This is a genomic window from uncultured Eubacterium sp. (assembly GCF_934295145.1).
Classification (GTDB): Bacteria; Bacillota; Clostridia; order Lachnospirales; family Lachnospiraceae; genus Eubacterium_I.
On sequence record NZ_CAKRAS010000031.1, the window covers coordinates 1 to 21,770 of the forward strand.

20 protein-coding genes and 1 tRNA gene are annotated in these 21,770 nt (G+C 42.0%); 8 read left to right on the plus strand and 13 right to left on the minus strand.

The window, feature by feature from the left end:
- The 5 genes from Q0I54_RS07820 to Q0I54_RS07840 all read right to left on the minus strand — a co-directional run bounded on the left by Q0I54_RS07820 (nt 1) and on the right by Q0I54_RS07840 (nt 3,783).
- Nucleotides 1-59, minus strand: a tRNA-Arg gene (locus tag Q0I54_RS07820).
- A gap of 421 nt (nt 60-480) precedes the next feature.
- Complete coding sequence (locus Q0I54_RS07825; RefSeq protein WP_367270802.1) at nt 481-1,368, minus strand: DUF3881 family protein; 888 nt, start codon at nt 1,366-1,368, stop codon at nt 481-483.
- A gap of 3 nt (nt 1,369-1,371) precedes the next feature.
- Nucleotides 1,372-1,899, minus strand: a complete 528-nt coding sequence (locus Q0I54_RS07830) for a DUF4446 family protein (RefSeq protein ID WP_367270803.1) — start codon at nt 1,897-1,899, stop codon at nt 1,372-1,374.
- Between the two features lie 171 nt (nt 1,900-2,070).
- Nucleotides 2,071-3,006, minus strand: coding sequence for a ParB/RepB/Spo0J family partition protein (locus Q0I54_RS07835; protein ID WP_296117756.1), 936 nt, complete (start codon nt 3,004-3,006; stop codon nt 2,071-2,073).
- A gap of 3 nt (nt 3,007-3,009) precedes the next feature.
- Nucleotides 3,010-3,783 carry a ParA family protein gene (locus Q0I54_RS07840; RefSeq protein WP_296117757.1) on the minus strand — a complete coding sequence of 258 codons (774 nt, stop codon included), beginning with the start codon at nt 3,781-3,783 and terminating at the stop codon, nt 3,010-3,012.
- A gap of 383 nt (nt 3,784-4,166) precedes the next feature.
- On the opposite strand from Q0I54_RS07840, the gene Q0I54_RS07845 reads away from it, so the two are divergent.
- Entirely contained in the window at nt 4,167-5,114 is a 948-nt protein-coding gene (locus Q0I54_RS07845) for an alpha/beta fold hydrolase (protein WP_296117760.1), read from the plus strand.
- A 65-nt stretch (nt 5,115-5,179) separates the two neighbouring features.
- On the opposite strand, the gene rsmG is transcribed toward Q0I54_RS07845, so the two are convergent.
- The 8 genes from rsmG to rpmH all read right to left on the minus strand — a co-directional run bounded on the left by rsmG (nt 5,180) and on the right by rpmH (nt 12,629).
- On the minus strand, nt 5,180-5,929 hold the full coding sequence (gene rsmG, locus Q0I54_RS07850; RefSeq protein WP_367270804.1) for a 16S rRNA (guanine(527)-N(7))-methyltransferase RsmG: 750 nt from the start codon (nt 5,927-5,929) through the stop codon (nt 5,180-5,182).
- Complete coding sequence (gene mnmG, locus Q0I54_RS07855; protein WP_296117761.1) at nt 5,913-7,820, minus strand: tRNA uridine-5-carboxymethylaminomethyl(34) synthesis enzyme MnmG; 1,908 nt, start codon at nt 7,818-7,820, stop codon at nt 5,913-5,915. Before mnmG ends, rsmG begins: the two co-directional genes overlap by 17 nt.
- Before the next feature lie 109 nt (nt 7,821-7,929).
- Nucleotides 7,930-9,306 carry a tRNA uridine-5-carboxymethylaminomethyl(34) synthesis GTPase MnmE gene (gene mnmE / locus Q0I54_RS07860; protein WP_296117762.1) on the minus strand — a complete coding sequence of 459 codons (1,377 nt, stop codon included), beginning with the start codon at nt 9,304-9,306 and terminating at the stop codon, nt 7,930-7,932.
- A gap of 592 nt (nt 9,307-9,898) precedes the next feature.
- Entirely contained in the window at nt 9,899-10,528 is a 630-nt protein-coding gene (jag, locus tag Q0I54_RS07865) for an RNA-binding cell elongation regulator Jag/EloR (protein WP_294785581.1), read from the minus strand.
- A 13-nt stretch (nt 10,529-10,541) separates the two neighbouring features.
- Nucleotides 10,542-11,843, minus strand: coding sequence for a YidC/Oxa1 family membrane protein insertase (locus Q0I54_RS07870; protein WP_296117763.1), 1,302 nt, complete (start codon nt 11,841-11,843; stop codon nt 10,542-10,544).
- A gap of 17 nt (nt 11,844-11,860) precedes the next feature.
- Entirely contained in the window at nt 11,861-12,070 is a 210-nt protein-coding gene (yidD, locus tag Q0I54_RS07875) for a membrane protein insertion efficiency factor YidD (RefSeq protein ID WP_021738094.1), read from the minus strand.
- Complete coding sequence (gene rnpA, locus Q0I54_RS07880; protein WP_296117764.1) at nt 12,067-12,429, minus strand: ribonuclease P protein component; 363 nt, start codon at nt 12,427-12,429, stop codon at nt 12,067-12,069. Before rnpA ends, yidD begins: the two co-directional genes overlap by 4 nt.
- A gap of 65 nt (nt 12,430-12,494) precedes the next feature.
- On the minus strand, nt 12,495-12,629 hold the full coding sequence (rpmH, locus tag Q0I54_RS07885; RefSeq protein WP_021738092.1) for a 50S ribosomal protein L34: 135 nt from the start codon (nt 12,627-12,629) through the stop codon (nt 12,495-12,497).
- A gap of 305 nt (nt 12,630-12,934) precedes the next feature.
- Here rpmH and dnaA point away from each other — a divergent pair, with 305 nt between their 5' ends.
- From dnaA to Q0I54_RS07920, 7 genes are all read left to right on the plus strand, one after another.
- Complete coding sequence (gene dnaA, locus Q0I54_RS07890; RefSeq protein WP_296117765.1) at nt 12,935-14,284, plus strand: chromosomal replication initiator protein DnaA; 1,350 nt, start codon at nt 12,935-12,937, stop codon at nt 14,282-14,284.
- Nucleotides 14,285-14,533: 249 nt separating this feature from the next.
- Nucleotides 14,534-15,646: a DNA polymerase III subunit beta gene (gene dnaN / locus Q0I54_RS07895; protein ID WP_296117767.1), complete on the plus strand. Its 1,113-nt coding sequence runs from the start codon at nt 14,534-14,536 to the stop codon at nt 15,644-15,646.
- A 94-nt stretch (nt 15,647-15,740) separates the two neighbouring features.
- Entirely contained in the window at nt 15,741-15,950 is a 210-nt protein-coding gene (locus tag Q0I54_RS07900) for an RNA-binding S4 domain-containing protein (protein WP_021738089.1), read from the plus strand.
- Entirely contained in the window at nt 15,947-17,029 is a 1,083-nt protein-coding gene (gene recF / locus Q0I54_RS07905; protein ID WP_296117769.1) for a DNA replication/repair protein RecF, read from the plus strand. The genes Q0I54_RS07900 and recF overlap by 4 nt, the downstream gene beginning before the upstream one ends.
- Nucleotides 17,030-17,039: 10 nt before the next feature.
- A complete protein-coding gene (gyrB, locus tag Q0I54_RS07910; protein WP_296117770.1) occupies nt 17,040-18,956 on the plus strand; it encodes a DNA topoisomerase (ATP-hydrolyzing) subunit B in 1,917 nt (638 codons plus the stop codon).
- Between the two features lie 17 nt (nt 18,957-18,973).
- Nucleotides 18,974-21,502 carry a DNA gyrase subunit A gene (gene gyrA / locus Q0I54_RS07915; RefSeq protein WP_296117772.1) on the plus strand — a complete coding sequence of 843 codons (2,529 nt, stop codon included), beginning with the start codon at nt 18,974-18,976 and terminating at the stop codon, nt 21,500-21,502.
- The gene (locus Q0I54_RS07920) at nt 21,489-21,740 is read left to right on the plus strand and encodes a hypothetical protein (RefSeq protein WP_296117774.1); all 252 of its coding nucleotides are present in this window, start codon (nt 21,489-21,491) and stop codon (nt 21,738-21,740) included. Before gyrA ends, Q0I54_RS07920 begins: the two co-directional genes overlap by 14 nt.
- The last annotated feature ends 30 nt before the right edge of the window (nt 21,741-21,770 follow it).

Sequence of the window (21,770 nt, forward strand, 5' to 3'; positions counted from 1 at the left end):
GACAGGAATCGAACCTGCGACGTTTCGCTTAGGAGGCGAACCCTCTATCCTACTGAGGTACTGAGACTTATTTAATTGTAATGGAGCAATTTTCAAATTTATTTCATAAATCGCTCCCAAAAGGGGATTGCTCCACCTGACCCTTAGGAGGCGAGTGCTCTATCCAGCTGAGCTATGACGACACATGCCGCAAACCCTCGATTTTACTGGGGCGGGAACTTTCCCTTCGGCTATATATAAGATTATCAACTTCTCTATCATAACAGACAAAACAGATTTCTGCAAGCATACACATAATAATTGTAAAGGAATATTGTAAATATTGTAAATGATCCAAAGTATAAATACCGGGAGTCTGACTAACATATCAGAGTTCCCGGTATTTTTGGATGTAATAAGGATGCCGGATGACATCCCGGTATTAAAAAATATTTCCTGTATTTGTATTTATGTGGTCTGTGTATCCAGGAAATACTTTATTTAGTATTCGTAGTTGACATGTCCCTGCAGCCAGATTCTGCCTTTAAAGCGGCGCCCTACTTCGGGTTCACCAAGCAGGTCTTTCTGATTGATGCAGATATCAAAAATCAGATTGTTACAGTTCAGTGTCAGAATCCAAAGTTTTTCATTGCTCAGATTATTTTCTGCCTCATAGAAATTCAAAATTTCTCCGAGGATAACGTATTGATCACTTTCGATACCGTATGGAATGAAGCTGCTTTCTACGATGGAAAGGACATCTTCTTTCATGATACGTCTGGAAAGTGACGAATACAGATCCATGTCATTCATGGTCAGATTTTCCATAGCACCTTTGTTGCCATCCCGGGCCTGCTTCATCAGATTCAGACGCTGTTCCGAAGATTTTTCTTTATTTGCCAGCTGTTTGCTTGTTTTGATGACAGGCAGCAGGATTTTTCCGCCGGTGGATAGACCAGCCAATACAGCATTTTCCGGACCCTGAGAGGTGTGGAACGCATATTTTTTCTCATGAAGGATATCTGCGATGTTCTCAATATAAAAAATCAGTGTAACACCCAATTTTAATTCATCACAGATTCCGGCAAAAGCTTCTTTGCCTGCATGGCGTTCAATTTCAATGGTCTCATTGGTAGTAATCTGAGAACCATGAAGGTATGGATAATAATATTCCATACGAAATTCGTTATCGTTGATGAAGTTTCCACATACGGTGATGCCAATGTCATTGCCAAAACTTTTGGAGAAACATGCAAATTCGTTTCCGTATTCGTCAGCTACGACGGTCTGCTCATCCGGACGATTCAAAATTGATTCCAGTATCGGGTATAATTCTGTATTTTTTGTAAGATCGCGAAATCCGATGGATCTTAAAAATGTATGTATCATAGATTAGTTTCCCTGTTCATAAGTATCTGTCAGTGCCATGTCGAGTGCTTCTTTTTCTTCCTCAGCAAGCATAATGACAGAATGTCCGTCAATAATTTCTTTGATATAAGTGTAGCAGCCCTCTCTGCTGTGCATTGCATTGATGATAAAACCGTTGTTTTTACGGTTTAGTAATGCCAGGGAGAAGGATAATTTGCCACCCATTTCGTTGAACGCATCATATTTTACCAGACCAACTTTCTGATAGGTATTGTCTAAGTGATCAAGTACCATCTGTACTTTCTTCTGGGTTTCTTCGTCGGAAGCAATGAGTTCATCGACCTGGTTCAGGCGTTTCACTAAGGTATCTTCCAGGGATGCGGCATTCTTGCCACTCATAAATGCTTCGTATCGTTTCTTCAGCTTACGCATTTTAACTCCGTTTACAATCATAATGATGATCAGAATTAAAACAAGAGCTGCGAGACCGGCTGTGATTACATCCAGACTAATGCCGGTCAGATCTTCAATATGTAATTTTAAATAATCCAATTGTTTATCCTCGCTTGTCTTAAAATATTGAGAACGATCAGACTCAAATCGAATGCATGCGAGACTTGCGATGAGATACGCATCAACTGAATGGCATGTTTTCTGCGAATGTCCGCTTTTTCCTTCTTCATATGCAGATCTATGTTCTGATGTTCTCCAGGGGTTGTTGGGTTACTGAATGCTCTGAATAAGCTCAATCAGACGGTTTAATTCCTCCTGTGAGTAATATTCAATTTCAATTTTTCCTTTTTCGTCATTTTTTTGATGAATTTCTACTTTGGTGCCGAAAATTCGTTTCATCTGTTCAGCCAGATCGGCATAAATAGCGGATAATACAGGATCCTTTTCTTTTTTCGGTGGAGTATCCTTTTCCTGTAATAATTTCCTTACCAGTTTTTCTGTTTCACGTACACTGAGTTTTTCATCAAAAATACGGAGTGCAATCTGATGCTGCATTTCTTCATTTTCAATGCTAATCAGGCAACGTGCGTGACCAGTGGAAATCATTTCATCGATGACCATCTGCTGAACCTGTTTGGATAATTTCAGTAAACGCATAGAGTTGGTTACTGCTGTTCTGCTTTTGGATACTCTTTCGGCAATTTCGTCCTGTTTTAAATGAAATTCTTCCATTAATCTGCGAAATGCCTGTGCCTCCTCAATCGGATTCAAATTTTCACGCTGAATATTTTCAATCAGTGAAATTTCTACAATCTGCTGCTCACTCAGATTGCGTACAATGACCGGAACTTCCTTCAAACCAGCCAGTTTTGCGGCTCTCCAACGACGTTCTCCAGCAATAATCTCGTAATAGCCATTTTTGTCCTGAACAAGTAATGGCTGGAGAATACCGTATTGCTTGATGGATTCTGCCAGTTCCAGTAAGCCGTCTTCATCAAAATGTTTACGCGGTTGTTCTCGGTTTGGTTCTACCAGAGATATTTTTATCATAGTATCTGGTGTTTCTGTAGTTTCTTTCTTGGTACTTTTCTTTTTTGCTGTACTCACAGCTTTTTCTTTGGTTGCTGTCGTTGCATGATCAGTACCTACTTTATTGACGAGAAGGGAATCTAATCCCTTACCCAGTCCTCCTTTTTTTGCTGCCATATCTTATTCGTCCTCTTTCTCTCTGTCAATTACTTCCTGTGCCAGCAAGCGATAGCTTTCCGCTCCGGTTGATTTGCTGTCGTATACGTTAATTGGTTTTCCGTGACTTGGGGCCTCTGCCAAACGTACATTTCGTGGAATAATTGTTTTATAGATGGTAGTGTCCAAATTTTCTTTAACATTCTCCACAACCTGAAGAGAAAGGTTGGTGCGAGCATCGTACATGGTAAATACAACACCTTCCATGTGAAGAGATGGATTTAACCGTTCCTGTACCAGATTAATAGTGTACATCAGCTGTGAAAGTCCTTCTAATGCATAATATTCACATTGAATAGGCACTAATACAGTGGAAGCGGTTGTCATAGCGTTTACAGTCAGCATATTTAAGGAAGGAGGGCAGTCAATAATGATAAAATCATAGTTATCTTTTACCTTTTCAATTTCATTTCGAAGTACATATTCACGATTTTCTACGTTTAATAATTCGATTTCTGCACCGGCCAGATTTACATTGGATGGAATCAGATCCAGATAGTCAAATTCTGTATGAACCAGTGCTTCTTCAAAGGTACATTCTCCCAAAAGCAACTGATAAATTGTGTTTTCACAGTTGTTTTTGTCTACACCAAGTCCACTGGTGGTATTTCCCTGGGGATCCATATCAATGGTGAGTACGTGTTTCTCGGCCTCTGCTAAACATGCGGAAAGATTGATTGCTGTCGTTGTCTTTCCAACACCGCCCTTCTGATTTGCGATTGCGATAATTCTTCCCATACTTTTCCTCGTTCCTGTCAATTTATACTCTTTGCATATTACAATACAGGAAGAATAAAAATACTTCTTTCCGATTATAATATATGCTTGTTTTACATAAAGGGGTTCCTGATTTATATGTAAAACAGATTTTGCATTACTTAGACGAGTATATCACTTTTTAAAATAGATATCCAGAGAAAAACAATGTTTCACGTGAAACATTTATGAAAATTTGGTTAAAATAAAGAAATACTTAAATGTTTAAAAGAAAAAGAGAATGTTTCACGTGAAACATTTTAAAAAAGTGTGAAACATGAAAAAGTATTTGTATCTGAACCGTCTATGGATTATAATATAAATATTAAGACGAGTGAATAGATCAATGCGAAAGGGGTTTATAGATGAAAAAACATATTAAGAATTCAGCGTTATTATTATGTATTGTAGCTGGTCTGCTTGTCATTATAAATAAGTTGATCAGTGTATTTTCACATATGACAGATCATCTGCCAGGTGGTGGAAAATATTATCATTGGAAATATGGAAATATTTATTATACTAAAAACGGTAAAGGAAAACCAATTTTATTGATTCATGATTTGGATCCTACATCCTCATCCTATGAATGGAAGGCGGTTATTAAAAAGCTTGCTGAAAATCATACTGTTTATGCGATCGACCTGTTAGGATGTGGTCGCTCTGAAAAGCCAAATATGACATACACGAATTATCTGTATGTGCAGTTACTCAATGAGTTTATTCCAACTGTGATCGGTGAAAAAACGGATGTTATTGCAACTGGAGATTCTCTCTCCTTTGTAGTGATGGGATGCCAAATGGAAGCAAAATATTATGATCATATCATTGGTGTATGCCCAACAGATTTGTATGAACTTGCAAAAGCTCCCGGTCGTAGAAAAAATATGTTGAAGTTCCTGATTGAACTTCCGATTATTGGAACCTTTATTTACAATATGGAAGTCAGCAAGAATCGAATCATTGATGCTTTTATAAATAACTACTATTACAAAGGACATCTGGTATCTGAAAAGATAATCCAGACATATTACCAAGCTGCACATGTTGGAGATGGTGGCGGGAAGTATTTATTGGCAAGTATTAAGAGTTATTATACAAATGTTAATGTAGTATCTGCTATTAAAAAAATCAATAACAGCATTTGCCTGATTGGTGGCAAAGAACATCCGTTTATTGAAGATGTAATCAATGATTACAAAGAATTTAATCCTGCAATTGAAGCTGCATATATTTCAAATACAACTTGTCTTCCGCAAATGGAAGCACCGGATAAATTTGTACATCTGGTAAATATATTTCTTCATGCATAAAATGATAAAAAAGGAACCGTAGAAATGTTTCACGTGAAACATTTCTACGGTTCCTTTTTCAAATCTTATTTTAGTGGCAACTTCGCCGGTGTGCCCGCTTTTCTTGGATACTTTTTGGGTGTATCTTTTACCTTGTTGATACAAACCAATGCTCTTCCCAGATTGGAATCCGGTAATTCAAATTTATCAATCTTACCAAGCTTTCCGCCAAGAATGGAAATTGCTTTTTTTGCTTCCTGAATCTCTGCATCAGAGTCTGCAGATTTATAGGATACGAACATGCCACCCTTTGCAACAAATGGAAGGCAATACTCTGTCAGTACTGCCAGATTGGAAACTGCACGTGAAACACAGAGATCATACTGCTGTCTGTGTACTGCGTTGGCAGCCATCTCTTCTGCTCTTCCGTGTACTGCAGTAACTTTCTGTAAGCCCAGGGCATCGATCACCTCATTCAAGAAGTTGATTCGTTTATTCAGTGAATCCATTAAAGTAATCTCCAGATTTGGAAACGCAATTTTCAATGGAAGCCCTGGAAATCCTGCGCCGGTTCCAAGATCAATGATTTTTAAATTCTGATCAGCCAGATCCGGAAGCACCCGAATCAGAGAAAGGCTGTCGAGAAAATGTTTTTTGATGACTTCTTCAAATTCTGTAATGCCGGTAAGATTCATAACTTTATTCTTTTCTACCAGCATTTCATAGTATTGTAAAAACTGTTCTATCTGTTCGCCTGTCAGAGACACATGCAGTTCTTCCAGACCGTGTTTAAAGTATGTCAGATCATAACTCATGGGCTTATTTATCCTGTTCATCTTTCTGTTTCTGCTGATAATGTAACTGTTCCAGATATACTAAAATGACAGAAATATCTGCCGGAGATACACCAGAGATACGGGAAGCCTGTCCAATGGAGATTGGCTGATACAGATTCAGTTTCTGCTGTGCTTCCATACGCAGGCCGCTGATCTGATTGTAATCAAAGTTTGGCGGTAGTTTTTTACTTTCCAGTTTTTTAAACTGTTTTACCTGCTTGATCTGGCGTTTAATATATCCATCATATTTAATATTGATATTTACCTGTTCGCGGACATCTTCTGTCAGTTCCAGACGCTCCGGGTCTACCGGGGCAAGAATATCATAATTCAGTTCCGGACGTCGAATCAGTTCAGCAAGTGTAGTGCCTGTATTTAATGGCTGACTATTATATTTTTCCATTAATTTCTGAACTGGTTCGGAGGCACCTAAATGTACATTTTCCACACGCTGTACTTCCTGCTCGATCAGTTGTTCCTTTTTCACTACATAATCATAGCGTTTCTGCGGGATCAGACCTACTTCATAGCCATGTTTTGTCAGACGCAGATCCGCATTATCCTGACGGAGCAACAGCCTGTACTCGGCACGGGAGGTCATCATACGGTATGGCTCATGGTTTTCTTTCGTAACCAGGTCATCAATCAGTACGCCAATGTAGGATTCAGAACGATCTAAAATCAAAGGATCTTTTCCTTTTACTTTCATGGCTGCGTTGATACCGGCAATCAGTCCCTGAGCGGCAGCTTCTTCGTATCCGGAACTTCCATTAAACTGTCCTCCACTGAACAGACCAGAAATTTCTTTGAACTCCAGAGATGGATAGAGCTGTCGCGGATTGATGCAGTCATACTCAATTGCGTAGGCATTCCTTACAATCTTGACATTTTCCAATCCAGGTACGGTGTGGTACATTGCGTATTGTACATCTTCCGGAAGGGAGCTTGACATGCCACCGATATACATTTCGTTGGTGTGAATGCCTTCCGGTTCAATGAATACCTGATGACGGTCTTTATCGGCAAATTTTACCACTTTGTCTTCGATAGACGGACAATAACGTGGGCCGGTTCCTTCGATCATACCGGAAAAAAGCGGAGATCTGCTTAAATTTTCACGGATGATTTCATGTGTTTTTTCATTCGTATAGGTCAGCCAGCAGCTTACCTGATCGATCTGCACATCATCCGGATCGGTCGTAAATGAGAATGGTACGACCCTCTCATCACCAAGTTGTTCCTGCATTTTGGAAAAATCAACGGAACGTCTGTCAATACGAGCCGGTGTACCTGTCTTGAAACGGAACATTTCTACTCCATTTGCAACCAGGGAATCTGTCAGATGGTTAGCTGCCTGCAACCCGTTCGGCCCGGTGTGGTTGACAACATCTCCATAGAGACAGCGGGCTTTCAGGTAAGTGCCGGTACAAAGAACGACAGCTTTTGCATAATACTCCGCTCCTGAAAACGTTTTCACACCACGAATCTGTTTATCTTCCACCAACAGTTCGGTAACCTCTGCCTGACGCAGTGTCAGATGATCAGTGTTCTGTAATACCTGTCTCATTCTTGCACTGTAATCGGCTTTGTCCGCCTGTGCACGCAGGGAATGAACGGCAGGTCCTTTTGATTTATTTAACATTTTAGACTGGATAAAGGTATGGTCAATATTGACACCCATTTCACCGCCTAAGGCATCGATTTCGCGTACCAGATGGCCTTTGGAGCTGCCTCCGATATTCGGATTACACGGCATCATGGCGACACTTTCAATGCTGATGGTAAAAAGAATGGTTTCCAGTCCGAGTCGTGCGCAGGCAAGGGCTGCTTCACAGCCTGCATGACCTGCACCGACGATACAAACATCATAATTTTCTTTTACAACTGGCATATATTTCTCCTTGTATATTGTTTCACAGTTCACTTATCATTATGTATCCAGAATCTCCTCATGCAAGTATGATCGATATCTTAATACATATGATAAGTAAACGATTGCTCTACTTACCCATACAGAATTTGCTGAAAATCTCATTAACCAGATCCTCTCCAACGGATTCCCCGATGATCGTGCCCAGTGTTTCGTAGGCATTCATCATATCGATCGTAAAGAAATCTTCCGGCATTCCATCATCAATACTCTGTAACACCATCTTCAGACTGCTTTCTGCTTCTGCCAGAGCATTTTTCTGGCGGATATTTGTGATATATACTTCATCATTGAAGGACAGTTTTCCGCTAAAAAACATTTCCTCAATGAGTTTCTCCAACTCATGGATTCCGGTGTTATTTTTTGCCGAAATTGACAGGATTGGCTTGTCCAGATAGTTCTCCAATACAGCTGCATCTGTCTTTGTATCCAGATCTGATTTGTTCAGCAGCACGATTGCTTTTTTACCCTGAATGGCTTCAATAATTTCATGATCATTTTCATCCAACTCTGTGGAAGAATCAACCACATAAATAATGAGATCCGCTTTTTCAATATATTCTCTGGATTTGTTGACACCGATTTTTTCAACAATATCTTCCGTATCACGGATTCCGGCAGTATCGATGACATTTAATCCGATGCCGCCAATCTGAATCTGCTCCTGAAGGATATCACGGGTCGTACCGGCGATTTCTGTAACAATGGCACGCTCCTCTCCCACCAGAATATTAAGCAGGGAAGATTTGCCGGCATTTGGTTTACCGACAATAGCTGTGTTGATACCTTCTTTTAACATCTTTCCGTTATCGGAAGAATCCAGCAGTTTTTTTACTTTTGTATGGGCATCGCACATAATCTCATGTAACTGCTCCGGATAGCCATCCAGTGAAACGTGCTCCGGATCATCCAGTGCGGATTCGATAAAGGCAATTTCATGCAGTACAACGGCACGAATGTCCCTTATTTTTTCCAAAACAGCACCCTGTAACTGGCTGACGGAACTCTTTAAGGCCAGTTCATTTTGGGCGTTGATTACGTCGATTACGGACTCTGCCTGGGACAGATCAATACGGCCGTTTAAGAATGCCCGTTTTGTAAACTCTCCCGGTTCTGCCGGACGGGCTCCATATTTTAAAACTGTTTCCAGTATTTTTTTCATAACCAGAACACCACCGTGACAGTCAATCTCGATGGTATCTTCGCAGGTGTAACTGCGCGGTGCTTTCATAATAAGTAGCATAACTTCATCCACTACTTCTTCACCGTCAACCACATAGCCATAATGGATGGTATGTGTCTCCATATCGGAAACCTTGCGGCTTCCTCTTTTTGGACGAAAAATGCGATCTGCAACTTCTAATGCTTCGTCGCCGCTGATGCGGACGATTCCGATGCCGGAATTTGACATGGCGGTTGCAATCGCTGCAATAGTATCAGTTTTCATATTCGTTCTTCATCTCTCAAACTAAATAAAAAATTTATGTTGCAGGATACTGTGATTCTGAGAAATTTTCCAGATCAGACTGATAAGAATCACACTATAAGTTTCATATATGGTAAAGTGGATTACGAATGTCCACTTTACTACATTATGTATTTGATGTTGGGGTCAAAAGATGCCTTACGAATTGTTCCGTACTTCGTACTCCCACAATTCTACCCAATATTCGTATATCGTGAAGCTGACGCTCCACTTTTATGCTCATATCGGGGCGGGTCATTAAGCCATAAAACCACTCCTGTGCAAGCACATCGTGGTTTCAGGCTTTTGACCCTGGCATCTGTATTTTATTATAGTATTTTTATTTCATAACGTAAATAAAACTTTCAAGAAAAGCCGGATGTTGGACGATAGGTTAATTTTCGTCGTGTCTGCGAGCATAGTCCGCTTCCGTGAGTGTGTTTGAGCTTGCTGGTTTTGCAAGCGAGTTCGCGGAAGGAAGCGGAAATAAGCGGCGCAGCAGACACAGAAAATTATCCGTGTCCACATCCGGCTTTTCTGAAAGTTTTTAATTAGACAAAAATAAAATCAAAAATTACTGTCTCTTTAATGTAATTACAACGTGTCTGTAAGGCTCATCACCTTCGCTGTGTGTAGATACATAACGGTCATTCTGCAGTGCGGAATGAATCACGCGTCTCTCAAACGGGTTCATCGGTTCGAGAGATACAGGCTTTTTCGTGCGTTTAACTTTGTAAGCAATATTCTTTGCCAGGTTCTCGAGGGTATCTTTTCTTCTCTTACGGTAATCCTCAGTATCAAGTTTTACTCTTGTGTATGTGTCAGAGTGTTTGTTGATAGCGAGGTTTGTAAGATACTGAAGAGAATCCAGTGTCTGACCACGTTTGCCGATCAGAACGCCCATCTCAGCACCTTTCAGTTCTACGTCGTATACATTCTCTTCCTCTGCGGAAGCGTTGATCAGAATCTCAACTTCAAGTCCCATAGCATCAAATACCTGGGAAAGGAAATTTCTGATATGATCTGCAACGGTATATTTTTTGCGGGCTTTGATTTTTGCCGGTTTACTGTTGAATCCAAGAAATCCTGAACTGCCTTTTTCCAGCACTTCATACTCGATCTGATCGCTTGTTGTGCCAAGTTCAACAAGTGCATTTGTAAGTGCATCATCAACAGTTTTTCCTGTAAATTCGATAAAATCCATTACAATGCCCTCCCTATTTTGTATTTTTATTGTTGAAATCTTTTACAAGATTTGCTTTGGAAGCCATGCTTCCCTCTTTGTATTTCTTTCCAGTATCCTGGTTGATGTCTTTGCGTGAAACAGAAGCTGCTTTGTCAGCCATGGATTTATACTGGATGTTACGAGTGTTTACTTTGGCAGCGTTTGCAATCTCCTGACCTGCTACGCCTTTTTTCTCGATTTTCTTCTTATTCTTGGCTGCAGCCTTTGCCTGGTTCTCCTTGATGACTTTCTCAAGATCCATCTTGTCAAAGTGTTTGTTTAACAGGAACTGCTGTAAGCTTCGAATCACGGAACCTGCGATCCAGTAGATACCAACACCGACCGGAAGGAAAAATACGATGAAAATAGAATATAAAGGCATCATATAGTTCATCATTTTCATCTGTCCGGCCATTGCTTCCTGCTGTCCGCCGTTTGTAGATGCCTGCGGCATGAGACGGATGTTCAGGAACTGTGTTAAAGCTGCCAGGATCGGTACCAGTAATGCGAGGAAAATAAGGAAATAATGTCCCTCATGGAAACTGGTACTGATAATTGTCTTCGGAGAATATACAATATTGATTCCGAGAAAATTGTTAAAATGCTCGACAGCAGACTGTGTGCTTGCAATAACATCGGATAAACCACTGAATTTATCCTGCAATAAAGTCCAGTTACTGCTGGTGCATTTGTAAAGTACATCAATGATAGAGTCATGAGCCTGCTGGCTGGTACCTGAGAAATTCAGGGTAATACCACGGAATACAGAGTTTTTGTCTGACACTGATGTCAGGAAACTGTTCATGGTATCCTGGTATCCACTGGTATTCATAATACCGGTTACAAGGCTGTCAAACGTACTTTTTACGTTTGTGATATAAGCCGGTACATTGTAAATAACACGATAGAGAGCAAACAGGATCGGGAGCTGGATGACCATAAAGATACAGCTTCCGGAAGGGGATACACCGTATTTCTGGTAAACGGCCTGTGTCTCCTCGTTCATAGCCTGAACGGATGCCTGATCTCTTCTGTTTTTATACTTTTTCTGAATTGCCTGAATTTCAGGATTCATGATCTGTGACATTTTTGAGAACTTCTGCTGCTTGTAAGTAAGCGGAAGTAAGCAAAAATAAATAACAATCGTAAATACAATGATTGTCAGACCTACGTTCTGGATGTTTAAAAACTTGTCCATAAAAACGTAGATTGCGTTCATAAGGTAACCGAGTACCTTTGCGATTGGTCCTAAAATCTTACCTGAATTTTGTGTAAGTAAAAATAAGGAATCCATCTGGTTGCCTCCTATAATTATGGAACCGGATCGTATCCACCCTTAGAGAACGGATTACAGCGTAAAATGCGCCAGAGTGCAAGTAATCCACCCTTCCATGCACCGTACTTTTCCACTGCTTCCAGCCCGTAGGTGGAACAAGTCGGATAATAAGGGCATTTCGTGGTTTTCATCGGAGAAATATATTTACGATACCATTTTATTAAAAAAATCAATATTTTTTTCAATGTGATTCCATCTTCTTTTCTTTGGGGTTCATAATTTTCTGAAGATTTCCCAAGTGCAGCAATGCGGATTCGATTTCGTGATATGATGCGTTTTTTGCGCCTGCCCTTGCGATGACTACAATGTCCCAACCACTATGAAACATCTCTTCGTGCAGTCTGTAACTTTCTCTTACTAATCGGGTAATGTGATGCCTTACAACACTGTTACCAACTTTTTTACTAACGGAAATTCCTAATCTGTTTCTGTCCGAGTCATTTTTCAGTGTATACATGACCAATAGTCTGTTTGCATAAGATTTTCCTTCCCGGTATACTTTCCGGAAGTCGCTGTTCTTCTTTAATGATTCTGAAAAATGCATGTTTTCTGTCCTCTGATCTCAAAACAATTTGTTTAAAGAGAAGAAAAGACCACAAACGTTGTGGCCTAGGCTGTTAATTTTTTTCTTCCTTTTAATCTTCTAGCGGCCAAAACTTTTCTTCCGCCTGCTGTACTCATTCTTTTTCTGAAACCGTGAACTTTCGCTCTCTGTCTCTTCTTTGGCTGATAAGTCATTTTCATCGTGATACACCTCCAATCTTCGTAGCATCATTTCCGATGATAGCAAATAATGTCTGACAAGTCAATAGAATTTTGAAAAGTTTTCAAAAAGCGTGTAAAATGCCCGAAAATCCATTTTTGTCCGTGCATGTACTCCTGTGCGGATATGAAGTTTTCATTGAAAAATGACGCGATTTGAGTTATCATAGACATTGGACAACTATCCAGCGCATATTGAAATGAAAATGGATAGTGTAAATTGTTAAAAATGGCTTAAATCAGTTAGAAATGAAAAACAGAGCCGAAAAAAGGAAATGGAGCGTGTTATGCATCTGGTCGAAGAGAAATGGGATGAGATTCTTCTGACTGTAAAACGGGAGCATGAATTGACGGATATCTCTTTTAATACGTGGTTAAAGCCACTGCAGATTTTCGCAATTCAGAACGAACGCATCTATATTCTGGTGTCCAGTGAACAGATGGGGCTTACCTATATTAATAGGAAATATTACCTTCCGCTGAAGGTTGCGGTGGCCGAGATCACAGGAACGGAATACGAGATTGAATTTGTTCTTCCGGAACAGGCGAAGAAGCTGAAAATGCCGCATCCGAGACGGCGTGCTACGACAGAAGAAGCGGAACGGTCAAATCTGAATCCGAACTATACATTCGATACATTTGTGGTGGGAAATAATAACCGGTTTGCCCATTCAGCGGCACTGGCTGTGGCGGAATCCCCCGGAGAAGTATACAATCCGCTGTTTATATATGGTGGCGTGGGACTTGGCAAGACACATCTGATGCATTCCATCGCACATTTTATTCAGTCCACACATCCTGAACAGAAGGTTCTGTATGTTTCATCGGAAACATTTACCAATGAATTAATTGAAGCGATCCGAAATGGAAATAATACGGCAATGAGCCGTTTCCGTGAAAAATACCGCAGCATTGACGTGCTGTTGATTGATGATGTGCAGTTTATTATAGGAAAAGAAAGCACACAGGAAGAATTTTTTCACACCTTCAATGAACTTCATGTGGCCAAAAAGCAGATCATTTTATCCAGTGACCGGCCGCCGAAAGAGATGGAGACGCTGGAAGAGCGCATCCGTTCCCGGTTTGAATGGGGACTTTTGGCAGATATCGGAGCACCGGATTATGAGACCCGTATGGCCATTTTGCGGAAAAAAGAGGAACTGGATGGTTTTGCACTGGATGATGAGATTTTAAATTATATTGCGGTGAATATTAAGTCAAATATCCGGGAACTGGAAGGCGCGTTAAATAAGCTGATCGCTTATGCGAACCTGGTGCAGGCGGATATCACCATGGAGATCGCGGTGAAAGAACTGCAGAACATTATTTCCCCGGATAAGCCACTGGAAGTGACACCGGAGCTGATCGTGGAAGTGGTTGCGGAGCATTTTGGCATTACCATGGATCAGATTTTATCAAAATCCCGGAGTAATGATGTGGCAAAACCACGGCAGATCGCCATGTATCTATGCAAAAATATGACGGATGCGTCTCTGGAGACCATCGGAAAAGCGGTGGGCGGCAGAGATCATTCCACGGTGGTGCACGGAATTAAGAAAGTGACAGATGATATCAGTGTTGATAAGTCTGTCGAACGGACGGTGACAACCATCCGGAAAAAGGTCAATCCATGCTAAAACAGGCTCTGTCTGTGAGAAAAATTTCTGACTGCAGGACAAAACATGAGAGCTTATCCACACAGTATACCCGGAATTTAACATATTATTCACAGCAAAAGAGAAAAGAATGATGGCAGTAATCCTCTTAACGTAAGGCTTTGCGGTGTTATACACTTATCGACAGTCCCTAAGACGATTACGACGAAAACCATTTATATATAGATATACTACGAGAAGTTATGATACCTGAAAGGAGTTATTCACATTATGAAGTTAATCTGTTCAAAAGCAAACCTGGTAAAGGGTGTCAGCATTGTATCCAAGGCTGTTCCATCCAGAACAACCATGCCGATCCTGGAATGTATTCTCATCGATGCATCGGCAAACGAGATCAAGCTGACTGCAAATGACATGGAACTTGGCATAGAGACAGTCATTGAGGGCGAAATCGTGGAGAGAGGAATCATCGCACTGGATGCAAAATTTTTCTCCGAGATTGTTCGTAAGCTTCCGGATAATGACGTTGTCATTGAATCCGATGATTCTTTCCAGACAACCATTACCTGTGAGAAAGCCAAATTCAACATCGTTGGAAAATCCGGTGAAGATTTTTCCTATTTGCCATATATTGAAAAAAATGAGTCTATCAGCATTTCACAGTTTACATTAAAAGATGTGGTTCGCCAGACAATTTTCTCTATCGCAGATAATGATACAAACAAACTGATGACCGGTGAGCTTTTTGAAGTCAATGAGAACCGCCTGAGAGTCGTATCTCTGGATGGTCATCGTATTTCTATTCGAAATATTGAATTAAAAGAAAATTACAGCCCGTTAAAAGTTGTTGTTCCGGGCAAGACTTTACAGGAGATCAGTAAGATCCTTACCGGCGAAGCAGAGGATATGGTAGATATTTTCTTTGCGGACAATCATATTTTGTTTGAGTTTGACCAGACAAAGGTTGTATCCAGACTCATTGAGGGCGAGTATTTCCACATTGATCAGATGCTTTCCTCTGATTACGATACAAAGGTAAAAATCAACAAACGTGAGTTTTTAAGCTGTATCGACCGTGCAACACTGCTGATCCGCGAGGGTGACAAAAAACCGATCATCCTGAATATTCAGGACAAAAGCCTGCAGTTAAAGATTAATTCTTTCGTAGGTTCCATGAATGAGGAAATTGAGATCGAGAAAGAGGGAAAAGACCTTCTGATCGGATTTAACCCGAAATTCTTCATCGATGCACTGCGTGTTATTGATGAAGAGGAAGTTACTTTATACATGGTAAACCCGAAGGCTCCTTGCTTTATTAAGGATGACGCAGGTACATTTGTATACCTGATCCTTCCGGTTAACTTTAATGCTGCAACGGTATAAAGGAAAGCAGCAGGAATATTACAGAAAACAGACGCTTATTTGAGGATGCGTTTTGGAAGCCCATGCATATAAGCGGAGGATTGGAGAGAGACAGATGGAAAAAGTTATCATCAGAGATGATTTTATCAAACTTGGCCAGGCAATGAAACTTGCCGGCATGGTTGGCTCCGGCGTGGATGCCAAAATGCTGATCCAGGACGGACAGGTGGAGGTCAACGGAGAAGTAGAATACCAGCGCGGCAAAAAGCTCCATGAAGGAGATGTCATTACATTTAACGGAGAGAGTGTTCAGATCGGCAAATGATTATAAAATCACTGGAATTAAAGAATTTTCGCAACTATCAGGCTCTTGGCATCGCCTTTGATGCCGGAACCAATATCTTGTACGGAGATAATGCCCAGGGAAAGACAAACGTGCTGGAATCCCTGTATGTCAGCGGAACTACAAAGTCCCACAAAGGCAGCAAGGACAGGGAAATGATCCGTTTTGATGCGGATGAGGCACATATCCGCACTATCGTAGAAAAAAATGGTGTGGAGAACCGGATTGATATTCATCTGAAGAAAAACAGTGCCAAGGGAATTGCAGTGAACGGCATTCCAATTCGAAAAGCCGGAGAATTGTTTGGGATACTGAATCTGGTTGTTTTTTCTCCGGAGGATTTGAATATTATCAAAGACGGACCGGCGGGGCGCCGCAGATTTATGGATCTGGAATTAAGTCAGTTAGACAGTATTTATCTGCACAATCTGACGAAATATCATAAAATCCTGCAGCAGCGCAACAAACTGCTGAAGGATATCTATTTTCGACCAGATCTTGAAGCAACGCTTCCGGTGTGGGATGAGCAGCTGGTGCGCTATGGAACAAAAATCATTCAGCGCAGACGGGAATTTTTGCAGGAATTAAATGCAATGGTTCAGGAAATTCATCAAAATATTTCTGGAAATAAGGAAAACTTACAGCTTGTATATGAACCATCTGCAACGGCGGAGGAACTGGCGGCACGCATGGACGAATCACGCAGGAAAGACCTGAAAATGGGAATGACGTCTTACGGACCGCACAGGGATGATATTTCCTTCCTGATCAATGAGACAGATATCCGCAAATACGGTTCCCAGGGGCAGCAGAGGACATCTGCACTTTCGTTAAAACTGGCAGAGATTGAGCTGGTAAAACAGCTGATCCATGATACGCCGGTGTTGCTTTTGGATGATGTGCTGTCAGAACTTGACAGTAACCGGCAGAATTATCTGCTGAACAGCATCCATGATATTCAGACTATCATCACATGTACAGGTCTGGATGAATTTGTTAAAAATAGATTTCACATAAATAAAGTGTTTTTCGTCAGGGAAGGCACGATAGCAGAACAGTAGGAGGACAGGAATGAGTACAGAATACGGTGGAGATCAGATTCAGATTTTGGAAGGTCTCGAAGCAGTACGAAAAAGACCGGGTATGTATATCGGCAGTACGTCATCACGCGGACTTCACCATCTTGTATACGAGATTGTGGATAACGCGGTGGATGAGGCACTTGCAGGATTTTGCTCGGAGATAAATGTAGCAATCAACGAAGGTGATACCATTACCGTTACCGATAACGGACGTGGAATCCCGGTAGACATCAACCACAAAGCCGGAAAACCGGCAGTAGAAGTTGTATTTACCATTCTGCATGCAGGTGGAAAATTCGGTGGTGGAGGGTACAAAGTATCCGGTGGACTGCACGGTGTAGGTGCTTCTGTTGTAAACGCCCTTTCCAACTGGCTGGAAGTTCAGGTATGCAGAGACGGACATATTTATCAGCAGCGTTATGAACGTGGAAAGACCATGTATCCACTGAAAGTCGTTGGTGACTGCCCTGTGGAGCAGACCGGTTCCAAAGTAACTTTCTCCCCGGATGGAAGTATTTTCGAAGATACCGTATATGACTACGATGTACTGCGTCAGCGTCTGCGTGAGATGGCATTCCTGACCAAAAACCTGCGCATTGTCCTGACAGACAAGAGACCGGGACAGGAGCGTTCTGAAACATTCCATTACGAGGGTGGTATCAAGGAGTTCGTTCAGTATCTGAACAAGAGCAAAGAAGCTCTGTATGACAATGTTATTTACTGTGAGGGTGAGCGCGATGGTGTCTATGTAGAGGTTGCAATGCAGCACAACGATTCCTATAACGAATCAACCTTCAGTTTTGTAAACAATATCACGACTCCGGAAGGTGGTACACACCTCGCCGGATTCAGAAATGCCCTGACAAAGACGTTTAACTCTTATGCGAAGGCAAACAAACTGGTGAAAGAAAATGAAGCAGCACTTTCCGGCGAAGATATCCGTGAGGGGCTGACTGCCATCATCAGTGTCAAGATCTCTGAACCTCAGTTTGAGGGACAGACAAAACAGAAACTTGGAAACAGCGAAGCCCGTGGTGCGGTAGACAGCGTTGTAAGTGAGCAGCTTACTTACTTCCTGGAGCAAAATCCAACGGTTGCAAAAACAATCTGCGAGAAATCCCTGCTGGCACAGCGCGCCCGTGAGGCAGCCCGTAAAGCCCGTGATCTGACCAGAAGAAAAACCGCTCTGGAGGGAATGTCCCTTCCGGGAAAACTGGCAGACTGCTCCGATAAAGATCCGAAAAACTGCGAGATCTACATCGTAGAGGGTGATTCCGCCGGTGGTTCCGCAAAGACTGCAAGAAGCCGTGCGACACAGGCAATCCTTCCACTGCGTGGAAAAATCCTGAACGTAGAGAAAGCAAGACTGGATAAAATCTACGGAAATGCTGAGATCAAAGCCATGATCACTGCTTTCGGAACCGGTATCCATGAAGACTTCGATATCACAAAGCTGCGTTATCACAAGATCATTATCATGACTGATGCCGATGTGGACGGTGCACATATCAGTACCTTATTGCTGACTTTCCTGTATCGTTTTATGCCGGAACTGATCAAACAGGGCTATGTATATCTGGCACAGCCGCCACTTTATAAGCTGGAGAAAAACAAAAAAGTATGGTACGCATACAGTGATGAACAGCTGAACGCTATTCTGGCAGAAGTAGGACGTGACTCCAGTAACAAGATCCAGCGATACAAAGGACTGGGTGAGATGGATGCAGAACAGCTCTGGGAGACTACTATGGATCCGGAAAAACGAATCCTGCGCCGTGTCACTATGGACGAGGCTGCAACCGCAGAAATCGACCTGACATTCACAACCCTGATGGGAGATAAAGTAGAGCCACGTCGTGACTTCATCGAAGCAAATGCAAAATATGTAGAGAACTTAGACGTATAGCAAAGAGAGGAATATAAATGGACGACAAGATATTTGATCAGATCCACGACGTGGACCTGAAGAAAACCATGGAGAAATCCTACATTGATTATGCCATGAGTGTAATCGCATCCAGAGCCCTTCCGGATGTCAGAGACGGATTAAAACCGGTACAGCGCCGTGTTCTCTACTCCATGATCGAATTGAATAACGGACCTGACAAACCACACCGTAAATGTGCGCGTATTGTCGGTGATACAATGGGTAAATATCATCCACACGGAGACAGTTCCATCTATGGTGCCCTGGTAAACATGGCACAGGACTGGTCCACACGTTATCCGCTGGTGGATGGTCACGGAAACTTTGGTTCTGTGGATGGTGACGGCGCAGCTGCCATGCGTTACACAGAGGCACGTCTGAGTAAGATTTCCATGGAAATGCTGGCAGATATCAACAAGAATACCGTTGATTTTCAGCCAAACTTCGATGAGACAGAGAAAGAACCGGTAGTGCTTCCTTCCCGATATCCGAACCTTCTGGTAAATGGAACGACAGGTATTGCCGTAGGTATGGCAACAAATATTCCGCCACACAACTTGCGTGAAGTTATCGGTGCTGTTGTAAAAATCATTGATAATCGTGTAGAAGAAGACAGAGACACTACCATCGAAGAGATTCTGGAAGTTGTCAAAGGTCCGGATTTCCCGACCGGAGGTATGATTCTTGGTACTGCAGGTATCGAGGAAGCTTATCGCACCGGACGTGGTAAAATCCGTGTGCGTGCCGTGACAGATATTGAGCCGATGCAAAATGGCAAAAACCGTATCGTTGTTACTGAACTTCCTTACATGGTAAACAAAGCACGTCTTATCGAAAAAATCGCTGAACTGGTGAAAGATAAACGTGTGGATGGTATCACAGATCTCCGCGATGAGTCTGACCGTCAGGGTATGCGTGTATGTATCGAATTGAGAAAAGATGTCAACCCGAACGTTATCTTAAATCAGTTATTTAAGCATACACAGCTGCAGGATACTTTTGGTGTTATTATGCTGGCTCTGGTCAACAATGAGCCGAAAGTACTTAACTTGCTTGATATGTTGAAACACTACCTGAGACATCAGGAGGATGTTGTTACCAGACGTACCAAATACGAATTAAATAAAGCAGAAGAGCGAGCTCATATTTTACAGGGCTTACTGATCGCGTTGGACAACATTGATGAGGTAATTTCCATCATCCGTGGAAGCCGTACGACACAGGAAGCAAAAGCAAAATTAATGGAACGTTTCGGTCTGACAGATGCACAGTCTCAGGCAATCGTAGATATGCGACTGAGAGCTCTGACTGGTCTGGAACGTGAGAAGCTGGAAGCGGAATACAAAGACCTGATGGCTCGTATTGCCGAGTTAAAAGCAATCCTGGCAGATGAGAAAAAACTGCTTGGTGTCATCAAGGAAGAGATCATGGTGATCAGTGCAAAATATGGTGATGACAGACGTACTTCCATCGGATACGATGAGTATGACATTTCTATGGAAGATCTGATTCCGGTGACAAATACAGTCATTGCCATGACAAAACTTGGTTATATCAAACGTATGAGTGCGGATAACTTCCGTGCACAGCATCGTGGTGGTCGTGGAATCAAGGGTATGGAGACGATCGATGATGATTATATCGAGGAGTTGTTTATGACAACTTCCCATCATTATCTGATGTTCTTTACAAATACCGGAAAAGTATACCGTATGAAGGCTTATGAGATTCCGGAAGCGAGCAGAACAGCTCGTGGAACAGCCATCATCAACCTGCTGCAGCTGGCACCGGGTGAGAAGATCACTGCCGTTATCCCGATCAAGGATTACAGAGATGGCTGGTATCTGTTTATGGCTACCAAGAAAGGTATCGTAAAGAAAACAGCCATCACAGACTATGCAAATGTCAGAAAGACGGGTCTGGCAGCAATTACGCTGCGTGAAGATGATGAACTGATCGAGGTTAAATTTACCGATGATTCACAGGATATTTTCCTTGTGACAAAATATGGCCAGTGTATCCGTTTCCATGAAACCGATGTAAGAAGTACCGGTCGTGTATCCATGGGGGTCATTGGTATGAGTCTGGCAGACGGTGATGAAGTAGTCGGCATGCAGCTCAATACGCAGGGAGAGCATTTGCTGATCGTATCCGAGCGAGGACTTGGAAAACGTACTTCCATCGATGAATTTACTGCTCAGAACCGTGGCGGTAAAGGTGTAAAATGCTACAAGATCACAGAGAAGACCGGAAATCTGGTTGGAGTGAAAGCGGTAAACGATGAAAATGAAATCATGATCATCAATACAGAAGGCATTATCATCCGTATGAAAGTCAGCGATATTTCTATCCTTGGCCGTGTCACATCAGGTGTGAAACTGATCAACATGGAAGATGACGTTACGGTGGCAAGCATTACAAAAGTCAAAGAGGATGAGACTTTAGAAGGCGAAGAATCTGCAGAGGATGCGGAAGAAACCAACGCAGAGACTGCGACAGAGGCAGCAGCCGATGAGCAAAAATAATTTGCCGGAAAAACCATTTTCGGATACAGAAAATGAAGAAACATATGAACAGTTAGATCTGTCGGAGCTGATCTATGGCATGCCCATGGGCGAAGCAGATTTTATGCTGAATGAGGCGCAGGAGATCCAGTACAACGAAATGTGTCAGGAGTGCAGAAAGGACTGCAAGCAGAGTTTTCGCTGTCAGGTAGTGGAATGCCCGAAATTCAGAGTGAGAAGAAGCAGGAAGAAAAAGTAAGGGTGTGTGCTTTAGCACAGAAAAACTTAG

Coding starts and splice junctions, on each gene's coding strand:
- Q0I54_RS07825 (WP_367270802.1), bottom strand. CDS start 1,368: ATGATACATACATTTTTAAGATCCATCGGATTTCGCGATCTTACAAAA.
- gyrA (WP_296117772.1), top strand. CDS start 18,974: ATGGACGACAAGATATTTGATCAGATCCACGACGTGGACCTGAAGAAA.
- recF (WP_296117769.1), top strand. CDS start 15,947: ATGATTATAAAATCACTGGAATTAAAGAATTTTCGCAACTATCAGGCT.
- dnaA (WP_296117765.1), top strand. CDS start 12,935: ATGCATCTGGTCGAAGAGAAATGGGATGAGATTCTTCTGACTGTAAAA.
- Q0I54_RS07835 (WP_296117756.1), bottom strand. CDS start 3,006: ATGGCAGCAAAAAAAGGAGGACTGGGTAAGGGATTAGATTCCCTTCTC.
- Q0I54_RS07845 (WP_296117760.1), top strand. CDS start 4,167: ATGAAAAAACATATTAAGAATTCAGCGTTATTATTATGTATTGTAGCT.
- mnmE (WP_296117762.1), bottom strand. CDS start 9,306: ATGAAAACTGATACTATTGCAGCGATTGCAACCGCCATGTCAAATTCC.
- dnaN (WP_296117767.1), top strand. CDS start 14,534: ATGAAGTTAATCTGTTCAAAAGCAAACCTGGTAAAGGGTGTCAGCATT.
- rpmH (WP_021738092.1), bottom strand. CDS start 12,629: ATGAAAATGACTTATCAGCCAAAGAAGAGACAGAGAGCGAAAGTTCAC.
- Q0I54_RS07900 (WP_021738089.1), top strand. CDS start 15,741: ATGGAAAAAGTTATCATCAGAGATGATTTTATCAAACTTGGCCAGGCA.
- mnmG (WP_296117761.1), bottom strand. CDS start 7,820: ATGCCAGTTGTAAAAGAAAATTATGATGTTTGTATCGTCGGTGCAGGT.
- Q0I54_RS07840 (WP_296117757.1), bottom strand. CDS start 3,783: ATGGGAAGAATTATCGCAATCGCAAATCAGAAGGGCGGTGTTGGAAAG.
- rsmG (WP_367270804.1), bottom strand. CDS start 5,929: ATGAACAGGATAAATAAGCCCATGAGTTATGATCTGACATACTTTAAA.
- jag (WP_294785581.1), bottom strand. CDS start 10,528: ATGGATTTTATCGAATTTACAGGAAAAACTGTTGATGATGCACTTACA.
- Q0I54_RS07920 (WP_296117774.1), top strand. CDS start 21,489: ATGAGCAAAAATAATTTGCCGGAAAAACCATTTTCGGATACAGAAAAT.
- Q0I54_RS07870 (WP_296117763.1), bottom strand. CDS start 11,843: ATGGATTCCTTATTTTTACTTACACAAAATTCAGGTAAGATTTTAGGA.
- gyrB (WP_296117770.1), top strand. CDS start 17,040: ATGAGTACAGAATACGGTGGAGATCAGATTCAGATTTTGGAAGGTCTC.
- rnpA (WP_296117764.1), bottom strand. CDS start 12,429: ATGCATTTTTCAGAATCATTAAAGAAGAACAGCGACTTCCGGAAAGTA.